Annotated in this window: 12 protein-coding genes; 1 reads left to right on the plus strand and 11 read right to left on the minus strand. The window is 71.5% G+C overall.

The features are described 5' to 3' along the window. Positions 1-45: 45 nt before the first annotated feature. The 9 genes from folE to dacB all read right to left on the minus strand — a co-directional run bounded on the left by folE (position 46) and on the right by dacB (position 10,590). Complete coding sequence (folE, locus tag BSB02_RS11825) at positions 46-615, minus strand: GTP cyclohydrolase I FolE (protein WP_084958793.1); 570 nt, start codon at positions 613-615, stop codon at positions 46-48. Beyond that, positions 612-2,621, minus strand: a complete 2,010-nt coding sequence (gene ftsH, locus BSB02_RS11830) for an ATP-dependent zinc metalloprotease FtsH (RefSeq protein ID WP_084958794.1) — start codon at positions 2,619-2,621, stop codon at positions 612-614. Before ftsH ends, folE begins: the two co-directional genes overlap by 4 nt. A gap of 221 nt (positions 2,622-2,842) precedes the next feature. Next, a complete protein-coding gene (hpt, locus tag BSB02_RS11835) occupies positions 2,843-3,385 on the minus strand; it encodes a hypoxanthine phosphoribosyltransferase (protein ID WP_206184645.1) in 543 nt (180 codons plus the stop codon). 25 nt (positions 3,386-3,410) lie between these two features. Then, positions 3,411-4,403 (minus strand): tRNA lysidine(34) synthetase TilS, encoded by a 993-nt coding sequence (gene tilS / locus BSB02_RS11840; protein ID WP_084958796.1) that lies wholly within the window; start codon positions 4,401-4,403, stop codon positions 3,411-3,413. 72 nt (positions 4,404-4,475) lie between these two features. Beyond that, positions 4,476-5,807 (minus strand): discoidin domain-containing protein, encoded by a 1,332-nt coding sequence (locus BSB02_RS11845; RefSeq protein ID WP_240506367.1) that lies wholly within the window; start codon positions 5,805-5,807, stop codon positions 4,476-4,478. Positions 5,808-5,819: 12 nt separating this feature from the next. Beyond that, positions 5,820-6,731, minus strand: coding sequence for a TolB-like translocation protein (locus BSB02_RS11850; RefSeq protein WP_084958797.1), 912 nt, complete (start codon positions 6,729-6,731; stop codon positions 5,820-5,822). Then, positions 6,728-7,903, minus strand: coding sequence for an MFS transporter (locus tag BSB02_RS11855; RefSeq protein WP_084958798.1), 1,176 nt, complete (start codon positions 7,901-7,903; stop codon positions 6,728-6,730). Before BSB02_RS11855 ends, BSB02_RS11850 begins: the two co-directional genes overlap by 4 nt. 160 nt (positions 7,904-8,063) lie before the next feature. Next, positions 8,064-9,143, minus strand: coding sequence for a zinc-dependent metalloprotease (locus tag BSB02_RS11860; RefSeq protein ID WP_206184635.1), 1,080 nt, complete (start codon positions 9,141-9,143; stop codon positions 8,064-8,066). Between the two features lie 46 nt (positions 9,144-9,189). After that, a complete protein-coding gene (gene dacB, locus BSB02_RS11865; RefSeq protein WP_084958799.1) occupies positions 9,190-10,590 on the minus strand; it encodes a D-alanyl-D-alanine carboxypeptidase/D-alanyl-D-alanine endopeptidase in 1,401 nt (466 codons plus the stop codon). A gap of 83 nt (positions 10,591-10,673) precedes the next feature. Here dacB and BSB02_RS11870 point away from each other — a divergent pair, with 83 nt between their 5' ends. Further along, complete coding sequence (locus BSB02_RS11870) at positions 10,674-11,165, plus strand: inorganic diphosphatase (RefSeq protein WP_084958800.1); 492 nt, start codon at positions 10,674-10,676, stop codon at positions 11,163-11,165. On the opposite strand, the gene BSB02_RS11875 is transcribed toward BSB02_RS11870, so the two are convergent. Beyond that, a complete protein-coding gene (locus BSB02_RS11875) occupies positions 11,162-12,274 on the minus strand; it encodes a C40 family peptidase (protein WP_084958801.1) in 1,113 nt (370 codons plus the stop codon). The two genes, BSB02_RS11870 and BSB02_RS11875, sit on opposite strands and share 4 nt — an antisense overlap. 46 nt (positions 12,275-12,320) lie before the next feature. Beyond that, positions 12,321-12,797, minus strand: coding sequence for a hypothetical protein (locus BSB02_RS11880; protein ID WP_084958802.1), 477 nt, complete (start codon positions 12,795-12,797; stop codon positions 12,321-12,323). Between the last annotated feature and the right edge of the window lies 1 nt (position 12,798).

Here is a 12,798-nt window from a genome sequence, read left to right on the forward strand (position 1 = left end):
GGATAACGAATCACGAACACCCACAGGACCCCGGCCGGGCGGGCTTCAGCGGCCCAGGATCAGGGCCATCGCCTCGGCGCGCGTCTTGTCGCTGGTGCGGAAGTCGCCCCGCACGGCCGAGGTGATGGTCTTGGCCCCGGGCTTGCGCACCCCGCGCATGGTCATGCACAGGTGCTCGGCCTCGATCACCACGATCGCGCCGCGCGGCTCCAGCACCCGCATCAGCGCGTCGGCGATCTGCGAGGTCATCCGCTCCTGCACCTGCGGGCGCCGGGCGAAGACGTCCACCAGCCTGGCCAGCTTGGACAGGCCGGTCACCTGGCCCTTGTCGTTGGGGATGTAGCCGATGTGCGCCACGCCATGAAATGGGACCAAATGGTGCTCACACGTCGAATACACCTCGATGTCGCGGACCAGCACCATCTCGTCGTGGTCCACGTCGAACACCTTGGTGAGCACGTCCTCCGGCTTCTGGCCGAGCCCCGAGAACTGCTCGGCCATCGCGCGGGCCACACGGGCGGGGGTGTCGAGAAGGCCGTCGCGGTCGGGATCCTCGCCGATGGCGTAAAGGATCTCGCGAACGGCCTTCTCGATCCTGTCGAGATCGACGGTCACGCACTGTCCCCGGACGGAAGGGCGCCCTGCTGGGAGGAGCCCGACACCAGCGAGCCGTTGCCGTTGCCGGACAGCTGCTCCTTCGGCGTCAGCACGGGCGGGCGGTCGGAGGGCAGGCGCTTGCCGTACCCGGCGTAGGACGGACGGTGCTCCTTCACCCGGACGGGGGCGAAGATCTCCAGCACCTGCTCACGGGAGAGGGTCTCCTTCTCCATGAGCTCCAGCACCAGGTTGTCGAGCACGTCGCGGTACTCGACCAGGATGTCCCAGGCCTGGTCGTGCGCCTGCTCGATGAGCCTGCGCACCTCCTCGTCGATCGTGGAGGCGATCTTCTCGGAGTAGTCGCGCTCGTGGCCCATCTCGCGGCCGAGGAACACCTCGCCGTTGCCGCTGCCGAACTTGCGGGCGCCGAGCTGCTCGCTCATGCCGTACTCGGTGACCATGCGGCGGGCGATCGCGGTGGCCTTCTCGATGTCGTTGGAGGCGCCGGTGGTCGGCTCGTGGAAGATGAGCTCCTCGGCCGCGCGGCCGCCCAGCAGCATCGCCAGCTGGTCCATCATCTCCGAGCGCGTGGCCAGGAACTTGTCCTCCATCGGCAGCGTCATCGTGTAGCCGAGCGCGCGGCCCCGGGACAGGATCGTGATCTTGTGCACCGGGTCGGCGTTCGGCAGCGCGTGCGCCACCAGCGCGTGACCGCCCTCGTGGTAGGCGATCATCTTCTTTTCCTTGTCCGACATGACCCGGGACTTGCGCTCGGGCCCCGCCATGACGCGGTCGATCGACTCCTCGAGGATGTCCATCGTGATCAGCTTCTTGTCCGCGCGGGCGGTGAGCAGCGCGGCCTCGTTGATCACGTTGGCCAGGTCGGCGCCGGTGAAGCCGGGGGTACGGCGGGCGATGACGTCGAGGTCGACGTCGGGCGCGAACGGCTTGCCGCGGCCGTGGACCTTGAGGATGCCCTTGCGGCCCTCCAGGTCGGGCCGGTCGACGGTCACCTGACGGTCGAAGCGGCCGGGACGCAGCAGCGCCGGGTCGAGGATGTCGGGCCGGTTGGTCGCGGCGATGAGGATCACGCCGCCCTTGACGTCGAAGCCGTCCATCTCGACGAGCAGCTGGTTGAGCGTCTGCTCGCGCTCGTCGTGCCCGCCGCCGAGGCCGGCGCCGCGGTGGCGGCCCACGGCGTCGATCTCGTCGATGAAGATGATCGCCGGGGCGTTGGCCTTGGCCTGCTCGAACAGGTCACGCACGCGCGAGGCGCCGACGCCGACGAACATCTCGACGAAGTCGGAGCCGGAGATCGAGTAGAACGGCACGCCGGCCTCACCCGCGACCGCGCGGGCGAGCAGGGTCTTGCCGGTGCCGGGCGGGCCGTACAGCAGCACGCCCTTGGGGATCTTGGCGCCGATCGCCTGGAACTTGGCCGGGGCCTGCAGGAACTCCTTGATCTCCTGGAGCTCCTCGATGGCCTCGTCGGCCCCCGCGACGTCGGCGAAGGTGGTCTTGGGCGTGTCCTTGGTGATCAGCTTCGCCTTGGACTTGCCGAAGTTCATCACCCGCGAGCCGCCGCCCTGCATCTGGTTCATGACGAACAGGAACAGCAGCACGATGACGACGATCGGCAGGAAGCTGAGCAGGAGGCTGACGAGGAAGTTCTCCTTCGGCACCTCGACGGTGAAGCTCTTGGTCTTGCCGGCCGCCTTCTGCTGCCTCAGCGCGTCGATGAGCGCCGGGCCCTGACCGGTCACCCAGGAGGCCTGGATGCGGTTGGTCGGCGTGTCGCCTGGCTTGACGGCTATCGGGTTCGTCAAGGTCAGCTCCATGCGCTGATCCTTGTCGACGATCTTGGCTACGCTGACGTTGCCGTCCTGAATCTGCTGCAGCGCCGTGGAGGTGTCAGCCTGCTTGAAGTTACCGTCGCCGCTCCAGAGCGAGGTGACGAGCAGGAGCAGCACGACGATGCCCAGGATCCACAGCAGTGGCCCACGTGTAAATCGCTTGAGATCCATCCGATGCGGAACCCCTCTGGGCCCGTCCCTTCCTGACCATGGCCTGGAACCCCGGCGCTAACCGGGGCCGCGGCGTCCGTACCGCTACTTCCGACTACCCGGGGGGCGACCGGGGTCACCCCTCGCAAGTCAGAAGGTACACCGGCGAGGCGCGCAGGGGCACTGCCCGCGTCACCGGCCTTGCCCTACCAACGTACGTCAGGCCGGCTTGTGTTCCCGCGCTATTCACCGTTATAGACGTGAGGCGCGAGGGTGCCGATGAAGGGGAGGTTGCGGTAGCGCTCCGCGTAGTCCAGCCCGTAGCCGATGACGAACTCGTTGGGGATGTCGAATCCGACGTACTTGACGTCGATGGGCACCTTGACGGCGTCGGGCTTGCGCAGCGCGGTGCAGATCTCCAGCGAGGCCGGGTTGCGCGACTTGAGGTTCTCCAGCAGCCAGTGCAGTGTCAGGCCGGAGTCGATGATGTCCTCGACGATCAGCACGTGGCGGCCCATGATGTCGGTGTCGAGGTCCTTCAGCACCCGCACGACGCCCGAGGACTTGGTGCCCGCGCCGTAGGAGGACACGGCCATCCAGTCCATCTGGACGGGGTTGCGCAGCGCGCGGGCCAGGTCGGCCATCACCATGACCGCGCCCTTCAGCACGCCGACGAGCAGCAGGTCCTTGCCCGCGTAGTCCTCGTCGATGCGGGCGGCGAGTTCCTTGATCTTTGCCTGGAGCTCGTCCTCGGTGATGAGAACCTTCTCCAGGTCCTTGCCCATGTCGGCTGCTTCCACCTGGCGTTCCTTAAGCGACGGGTTGGCTGGCGAACACCAGGGTGCCATACCGCCGCGCCGCGCAGACCCCCCCGGGCAGGTCGACGGCCTTCTGCCCACGCCAGGCCGTGATCAGGCGGTCGACCGCCTGGACGTGCCCGGCCGAGAGCGCCCCGGCCGGGGATCCCGCCGTGATGGCCGCCCGCCGCAGCACCCTGGTCCGCACCGCGTCGGGCAGCTCTCGCAGAGGCGGTACGGCGAGCGTCACGGGACGGCCGATATCGCTTAGAGCGCAATCCCGGTAGGCGGAGTCCGCCCATGCGTCGAGGGCGTCGGCGTCGGCGCGGGCGAGGTCGGCGGTGCGGGCCAGCGCCTCGGCGACGCCGGGACCGAGCTCGGCCTCCAGGGCGGGGAGCACCCTGGTGCGCACCCTGACGCGGGTGTAGCGGGGGTCGGCGTTGTGGGGGTCGTCCCAGGGGTCCAGGCCGAGCGCCCGGCACGCGGCGACCGTCGTGGCCCTGCCCAGGCGGAGCAGGGGCCTGCGGTAGCGGCCGCTGGTGGCCGGCATGCCGGCGATCGAGCGCAGCCCGCTGCCCCGCACCAGGCCGAGCAGCACCGTCTCGGCCTGGTCGTCCCTGGTGTGGCCGAGGAGCACGGCGGCGGCGCCCAGGCGCCGGGCCGCGGCGTCGAGCGCGGCGTAGCGGGCCTCGCGCGCCGCCGCTTCCGGCCCGCCCGCCGTGCCGACCTCGACGGTGAGGATCTCGGCCGGGTCCAGCCCCAGCATGGGGGCCAGGTCGCGGACCCGGCGGGCCCGCTCCGCCGACCCCTCCTGGAGCTGGTGGTCGACGGTGAGCAGCCCGCCGCGCAGGCCCAGGCGCGGGGCGACGAAGCCCAGCGCGGCGGCCAGGGCCAGGGAGTCCGCTCCCCCGCTGCAGGCGGCCAGGACCAGGTCGTGCGGGTCGAGGCCGGCCAGCGCCTCGCGCACGGCTCGGCGCACGTCTGCCACGGCGGGGTGCGGACCCATGGCCGCATTGTCTCAGTGGGTCTCACTGGGTCTCACTGGGTCTCACTGGGTCTCACTGGGTCTCAGTGGGTCTCAGTGGCAGGAGGTCGCGGGGATCGTGTCCCTGACCCGGTTGTCGTCCTGGACGAGCTGCCCGGAGAAGCCGGTGTCGGTCAGCGTGAGCTTCAGCACACCGTGCAGGTCGGTCAAGCGCACCAGGCTGTTGGGGTGCACCTCGTGCTCGAAGGTGTAGTTGTCGGCGCCGCCCACGCCCGCCGTGATGGCCAGCGGGCCGGCCGGCGTGGCCTTGCCGTCCGGGTCCTGCGGGCGGAACCGCTCGTAGACGTGGTCGTGGCCGTTGAGGACGAGGTCGGCGCCCGCCGCGTACAGCGCGCGCCACACCGGCAGGCTCACCGGGTTGTAGCCCTTGCTGCCGGAGTTGAACAGCGGGTGGTGCCAGTAGGCCAGGATGCAGCGTTTGGTGTTCTGGGCCAGGTCGTTCTTGAGCCAGGCGACCTGGGCGGAGCTCGCCGACATGGACTGCTCGGAGTCCAGCGCGACGAAGTGCCAGTTGCCGTGGTCGAAGCTGTAGTAGGTCTTGCCGTTGGGCGTGGCGATGGAGCCGAAGTAGGCCTTGTAGCCGGAGGCGGGGCCGGCGGGGTCGTAGTACTCGTGGTTGCCGGGGGTGGGCCTGGTCTTGTTCTTGAACCGGCCCCAGGTGGTGGCGTAGTAGGACCGGTACTCCGACAGCCGGCCGTCGTCGTACTGGTTGTCGCCCATGGTCAGCACGTAGACGGGGTTGATCGACTCGACCAGGCGGGCGGTGCGCTCGTGCTCGCAGGAGGTGCCGTCGCCGGCGTCGCAGGTGCCCGCGATGTCGCCGGCCGCCGCCACGATGAACGAGCCGCCGCCCCCGTTGCCGCCGCCGGTGCCGAAGACCTCCAGCTCCCACAGCGAGTAGCCGTAGGAGGTGCCGCGGGCCGTGCCGTACACCCGCACATAGCGCCCGCTGCCGCTGACGGTCAGGTCGTCGACCCCGCCGTCACCCGACGAGGTCGAGTAGAGGTCCGTCCACGCCGACCCGTTGGCCGACACCTGCACCCGGTAGGACCTGGCGAAGGCGACCTCCCAGCTCAGCCGCACCCGCGAGACGATCGCCGCGCCGCCCAGATCCACCTGGATCCACTGCGGATCGACGCCCTCCGCCGACGCCCACCGCGTCGACGTGCTCCCGTCGACCGCCTTGTCCGGCGTCAGCGCCGAATCCTCTGCCGAGGAGGCCGTCGCGGGCTTGCCCTGCGAGATGAGCAGGTCGGCGGCGTGGCTGGGCCCCGCCTGGGCGATCGGGAGCAGCATGCTCGCCGCGAGCAGCATCAGCGCCGCCTTGACACGGCGGGATAACCGGCTGATTGACCGTGATGACACTGGTTCTCTCCTTCAGGTGATGGCGGGTGAGGAGGCGTTGGCGGCAAGCAGCCGGGGCGTGCCCGTGCCGTCGGCCGGCACGGCCCAGACGTCCTTGCCCTTGGCGTACATGACGGTGTTGCGGTCCAGCCACGCCGCCTGGTCGTCGACGTCGGCGGTCTCGGCGAGCGGGGTCTCGCGCTGGGCGGCCAGGTCCAGCGCGTGCAGGCGCCAGGCGCCCGAGGGCGTCCGCTTCTTGTAGACGAGCGTGCGGCCGTCGGGCGACAGCGAGGGGCACTCGGCGTTCTCGCGCACGACGCGCGCCCGCCAGGCGGCGTAGTCGCCCTCGACCAGGTAGGTCCTGCCCTTGGTCGAGACGGTGGCGTAGAAGCGGTTGTCGTCGGGCGCGAACGTCACGCCCCAGTAGTTGACGTCGGGCGCGTAGTAGCGCCTGCCGTCCTTGACCAGCGGGATGTCCTCGATGGTGACGGTCACGCGGCCGGTGCGGGCGTCGAGCAGGCCGGTGCGGGTGGAGAAGCCGCCGCTGTCGTAGGAGTCGCCGGTGACGAAGACGGTCCAGGAGATCATCCGGCCGCTGGCCGACACCCTGGCCCTGCTGGGGATCCCGGCCAGCCTGATCCGCCTGGTCTCCCTCATCGCGCGGTCGAGCAGCACGGCGTAGGTCGTGGGCACGGCCCCCAGCTCGGTGACCAGGCAGACGCCGGTGCCCGCCGCCGCGTGGAACCGCTCGCATCTGGTACGGCTGCCGCGCACCAGGCCGGTGACGGTGTCGCGCACCAGGAGCCGGCCGGGCACGCCCAGGTCGAGCCCGGCCTGCCCGGTCTGCCCGGCGGTGGCCGGTTCCCGCCCCGGCCGGAGCGTGTAGCCGGTGGCGCCGCCGCCCAGCAGGAGCGCCGCCGCGAGGAGGATCACACCGCGTTTCATCGAACCGCCTTCCAGCAGGCCAGGCAGGCCACGAGGCCCACGCCGAGCGCCGCCAGGGCGGGCACGTGCCCGAACGCGGACCAGGCGGCGCCGAACAGGACGGAGCAGAGCATGCGCGCGGTGGCCTGGCCGGTCTGCAGGAGAGCCAGGCCGCTCGCGCGCAGCGGCTCGGGGAGCAGCGGCCCGGCGGCGGCCATGAGCACGCCGTCCGTCGCCGCGTAGAACGCCCCGAGCAGCGGCAGCACCAGCCAGAACGGCCCCGCGACCGCGAGCAGGCCGTAGACGAGCACGAGCGTGAGGTGGCCCAGGACGAACACCGGCCCCCTGCCCACGCGGTCGGCCAGCCTGCCGAGCGGTACGGCCAGCAGCAGGTAGGCCGCCGCCGTGCCCAGCGGCAGCAGCGGAAGGAACTCCGCCGAGATGCCCGCGTTCCGCTGCAGCAGCAGGTAGACGAAGGAGTCGCTGACGGTCACCAGCCCCAGGCCGCACGCCGCCAGGCACAGCCGGCGAAACCGCCCGGGACCCAGGAGGGCCAGCGCGGGCCGGATCGACGCGCTCCCGGCGGCGGGCCCGCGGTGGTCGCGCACGTACAGCACGAGCACCAGCAGGCCGAGCAGCGCGATGGCGAAGCTCACCACGAACACCGCGTCGTAGGCGCCCGACAGGCCGAGCACCGCGAAGGCGACCAGCGGGCCGAGGAAGGCGCCGACGGTGTCGAGCGCGCGGTGCACGCCGAACGCCTGGCCCAGCCGCCCGGGCTCGGCGCTCAGCGAGATCAGCGCGTCGCGCGGCGCGGTGCGCAGGCCCTTGCCCGCCCGGTCGGCCGCCACCACCGCGCCGATCGCGGCCACCGAGGAACCGGCCGCGACCAGCCCGAGCCGGCAGGCCGCCGACAGCGCGTAGCCCGCCCCGGCGACCAGCTTGCGCCGCCTCAGCCGGTCGGCGGTGTGGGCCGCGGCCAGCCGCACCAGCGCCGTCACCCCGAAGTAGAGCCCGTCCACCAGGCCGAAGGCGAGCGGGCTGAGCCCCAGCGACAGCACCAGGTAGAACGGCAGGACGGCGGTGACCATCTCGCTGGAGACGTCCGTCACGAGGCTGACCACGCCGAGCGCCACCACGTTGGCGGGTACGGCCAGACTCAGTCTGGACAGCTTGACACCGGAGATGTACACGGGCGTGCTCCATGGGCGGTCAGCATGGAATGCACGGCCGGGTCAGGTGTCTGAGCGCGTCACGCACGAGGGCGCCGCGCCAAGCCGCTTGCCGGGATCCTGGCAAGCGGCACGGGCGGCGTCAAGACCGTTAGGAAGATTTCCTAATCAGATGTGAGGCTCAGGCGGGAAGGGCGTCGGTGCCGAGCACGCGGCGGCACCAGGAGTCGGGGTCGGAGATCTCCTGGATCGTGGGCAGCGTCTCCGGCGACGTCCAGATCCTGTTGAACCCGTCCATCCCCGCCTTGGCGACCACCTGGCGCACGAACGCCGACCCCTCGGCGTACTGCTTCATCTTCAGCTCGATCCCCAGCAGCCGCTTGATCGTCTTGTCCAGGCGGCTTCCGCCCTCGCGGCGGGCCTGGAACTTCGCCCGGATGTCGACGACCGAGGGCACCACCGCCGGTCCCACGGCGTCCATGACGTAGTCGCCGTGCCCCTCGACCAGCGTCATCACCGCGGTGAGCCGGTCGAGGATCGCCTTCTGCTCCGGCGTCTGGATGGCCTCGATGAGGTTCCCCTCGCCCTCGCGCAGCACCACGTCGGCCACCGTGTCGGCCGCGTTGCGCAGCCGCTCCAGCAGCGTGGGCAGGTCCAGGTCGGACGCGAGCAGGAACTCGGTCATCTGCGAGCGGACGTACTCGCGCAGCCACGGCACGCCCGTGAACTGCACCCGGTGCGTCTCCTCGTGCAGGCACACCCACAGGCGGAAGTCGCGCGGGTGCACGTTGAGCTCGCGCTCGGCGTGCACGATGTTGGGCGCGACGAGCGTCAGCCGGCCGACCGGCTCGACGCCCGAGGGGTCGGGCGGCAGGAACAGCTCGTACTGGCCGAGGACGCGCGAGGCCAGGAAGGCCAGCACCGCGCCGACCTCGACGCCGGTGATGCGGGACCCGACGGCCGTGACGATGGCGGGAGGAGGGTTCTGCCGGTTGGCCATGCGCTGGGTGAGCGGCTCCAGCACGACGCGGAAGCCCTCGACGTTGGCCTTGATCCAGCCCGGCCGGTCCACGATGGTGGCGGGCTGGGGCGGGGTCTCGGCGTGGATGCGCGTGAACTCCCTGACGTGACCTTCGGCCTCGCGCGAGAGGGCGCGCAGTTCGTTGACGGCGTGCCTGGCCTCTTCGCGGCTCACCTGCGGGCCTGGCCGCACCAGGCGCGTTCCGGTCGCGACGGCCAGTTCCCAGTCGATCACCTGCATACCGTCCACCGTACGTGCTCCACGGCGAACCCGCGAAGGCGCGCACTCAAGCACGCGCGACGATGGCCGCCAGCCGGTCGAGGACGGGCTCGGCCGTGTACGGCACGCGATCGGCCATGAAGGCGAAGGTGACCAGGCGTCCGTCGCTCGTGGTGGCCAGGCCGGCGAGGGTGTTGACGTGGTTCAGCGTGCCGGTCTTGGCGCGCACCAGCCCGACCCCGCTCTTGCTGTCGCTCCCGGTGAAGCGCCGGCCGTTGCCGAGCGTGCCGGTGAACCCGGCGATCGGCATGCCGGACACGACGCCGTGGAGCTCGGGACGGCCCGGGGCGGCGGCCAGCGAGACCAGCCGGGCCAGGGCGTCGGCGCTGATGCGGTTCATGGTCGACAGCCCGCTGCCGTCGTACACCTGGACGCCCTGGGCGACGCCCAGCCGCTTCATCACCTTCTGGACGGCCCGGGCCGCCCCCTCGAAGGAGCCCGGCTCGCCCTCGTGCAGAGCGACGTGCCGGGCCAGCGCCTCGGACAGGTCGTTGTCGCTGAGCGTCAGCGCCCGCTCGACGAGCGCGTAGACGGGCGCGGACTCCACCCTGGCCAGCTCGGCGGCGCCGGGGGAGGCGGTGGCGCGCCTGACCGTCTTGCCGGCGGCCACGCCGTACCGGGACAGGAGCCTGGCGAAGACCGTGGCGGCGTGCCGGGACGGGTCGGAGACTCTCGGGATGGACTGGGCGGGGTTCAGCCGGCCCGAGTCGATCATCAGCGCGGTCACGGGGGCCACGTTGCCGTCGGGGATGTAGCTGGGCTTCCAGCCGGGCCCCTTGGACGGGCCGGTGAACAGCGAGTCGTCGTAGGAGAGGGTGACCTTGGTGACGCCGCGGGCCTTCAGCGCCGCCGCGGTGCGCTGGGCGAGCTGGGCGAGCGACGCCTGGCGGGGGTAGGGGCCGTCCTTCTTGGCCGCCGGTCCCGCCAGCGTGGGGTCGCCGCCGCCGACCAGCACGACCGCGTCGGGCGTGCCGCCCTGCAGGACGCGGGTGGCCAGGCGCGCGTCGGGGCCGAGCGAGGCGAGGGCGGCCGCGCCGGTGACGATCTTGGTGGTGGAGGCGGGGGTGATGCCGACGTCGGGGTTCTTGGCGAAGAGCCGCTGGCCGGTGGCGGCGTCGAGCACGACCGCGCCGACCCGGCCGCCGAGCGCCCGGTCACCCAGCGCATCGGTGAGTTCCCTGGCCAAAGTAGTCTTAGGGGGAAGAGGTCCGTCACCGCCCCTGGCCAGCACAGGTCCCGAGGTGAAGACGGGCGCGGAGGGGGATTCGGCCGGCACAACCGGCGGCGGCGTCTGCCTGGTCATCGCGCTCAGCGTGAAGTCCTCGTGAGTCAGCGCGTAGCTGCCCGCGACGATCGTCACGATCTGGAGCATGGCGAGTGTGGACAACGCCACCCACCGCTCGCGCATCCGACCTCTCCACCCGCAGTAAGAATCGCTTACGAACATTACGCCCTGCCGGGGGTGCCGGGGGCGACTAGGAAGGGACAGACGTGGAGTTCGACGTTGTCGTTGAGATTCCCAAGGGACAACGGAACAAGTACGAAGTGGACCACAGGACCGGCAAGATCAGGCTCGACCGGCTGTTGTTCACCTCCACGCAGTATCCCGCCGACTACGGCTTCATCGAGAACACGCTCGGCGAGGACGGCGACCCGCTGGACGCCCTGGTGTTGCTGCAGGAGCCGACGTTCCCTGGTTGTTACATCACCTGCCGCGCCGTCGGCATGTTCCGCATGACGGACGAGAAGGGCGGCGACGACAAGGTGCTGTGCGTGCCGGCCACCGACCCGCGCATGGAGCACATCAGGGACATCCACCACGTTCCCGAGTTCGACCGGCTGGAGATCCAGCACTTCTTCGAGGTCTACAAGGACCTGGAGCCCGGCAAGTCCGTCGAGGGCGCCAACTGGGTGGGCCGCGTGGAGGCCGAGGCCGAGATCCGCCGCTCCTTCGAGCGCGCCCGCCGCCAGGAGAGCCACTAGCCGGCCGGGCGGGTCGCCCCGACGAGGTCGCTTCGCCACATCGAGGCGACGCGCACCACGTCCCCGGTCTGCGGGGCGTGCACCATCAGCCCCATGCCGATGTAGATGCCCACGTGGTGGATCGTGCCGGGGTCGCGGCTGAGGTAGCCGAAGAACAGCAGGTCGCCGGGGCGCAGCTGGTTCAGCGGCACGTGCGGGCCGGAGGTCCACTGCGTCCCCGTCCAGTGGTCCAGCCGGATGCCCACCCGCTCCCAGGCCCGCATCGTCAGCCCCGAGCAGTCGTAGCTGGAGGGTCCGGCGGCGGCCCACACGTACGGCTTGCCGAGCTGGCTGAGCGCCCACCGGGCGACGATCTCGCCCCTGCTGGACCCGTAGGACAGCGGCAGGTTGCGGACGGAGGCGCCCGACAGTGCGGCGGCGCGGGCCCTGGCCAGCCGGTCGGCCTTGCCGCGTGCGGCGTCGAGCCGGCGTTGGAGGCGTTCCTCGGTCGCCTTGAGGGTCTCGGTCTCGCGGATCTGCTCGGCGACCGCCCGCTCGGCCGCCTCCTTGGCCGCCTCCGCGCGTTCTGCGGCGGCCCGCTGGGCGTCGTAGGCGTGCTGGGCCTGGGTCCGCACCACGGAGGCGACGATCTGGGCGTCGCGCATGCGCTGCAGCACCAGGGCGCGCTCGCCGCCGAGCTCCCGCAGCACGCTCACGCGGTGCAGGAAGTCCTCCCTGGACAGCAGGCCGAAGGCCGGGCGGGTGATGTCGTAGCCGCCGTAGCTCTGCGCCGCGATGACGGCCACCTCGGCGCGCACCTCCTCCACCCGCTGGTCGGCCGAGGCCACCCGGGCTCGGGCCTCCTGGTAGGCCTGGGCGGCGTGGGCCAGCCGTACCCTCTCGCCGTTGTAGGCCTCGACCAGCCGCTCGGCCGTGGCGGCGAGGGCGTCGAGCCGGGCCTGCGCGGCGGCCAGGCGCGCGGCGACGGCGTCCAGCGCTCTGGAGCGTTCCCCGACCTCCTGGCGTGCCCGAGCCACGTCGTCGGAGGAGGGCGCGGGATCGGCGACGGCGGGCAGGCAGGCGCCCAGGATCAGGCAGGAGGCCAGGAGTCCGGCTCTGATCAGGCTCATGTGTACTCGTTTCCCATCCGTCACTCTGAGCACACATGAAACTCACTTAATGTAATCGTCGCAGGCGAAACAGGCGCTCGATCCACGGGCGCACGCCCAGCGGCGGCGGGTCGGCCGCACGGGGATAGGTGAAGACGGGCGCCGGCCTGGCGTAGGCGGCGCGCAACTCGGCGGCCTTGCACCAGTCCGCGCCGACCTTGGCGGCGGCCCACGCGGCGGCCATGGCGGGCCGCGCCTCCGGGTGCCGGTCGTGGATCTGCAGCAGCGTCATGGCGGCGTGGGCGGCCTGGTGGCCGTCGGGCGGGTCGGCGCCGGCCAGCCAGGACAGGACGGCCAGGCAGCGTGCGGTCTGCAGGCGGGCGAGGTCCAGCACCTCGCGCAGCAGGCGCGGCCCGGGATCGAGCCAGGTGGGCCACGGGACCCGCCGGCTCCCGGGCACCAGGTCGGCGAGCGCCCGGCGCAGCGGATGCGGGCAGACGCGGTCGCCGAGGTGCGGGTCGTGGCGGAGCTCGAAGGCCGGCACG

The organism is Thermoactinospora rubra, assembly GCF_002093975.1.
GTDB lineage: Bacteria > Actinomycetota > Actinomycetes > Streptosporangiales > Streptosporangiaceae > Nonomuraea > Nonomuraea rubra_A.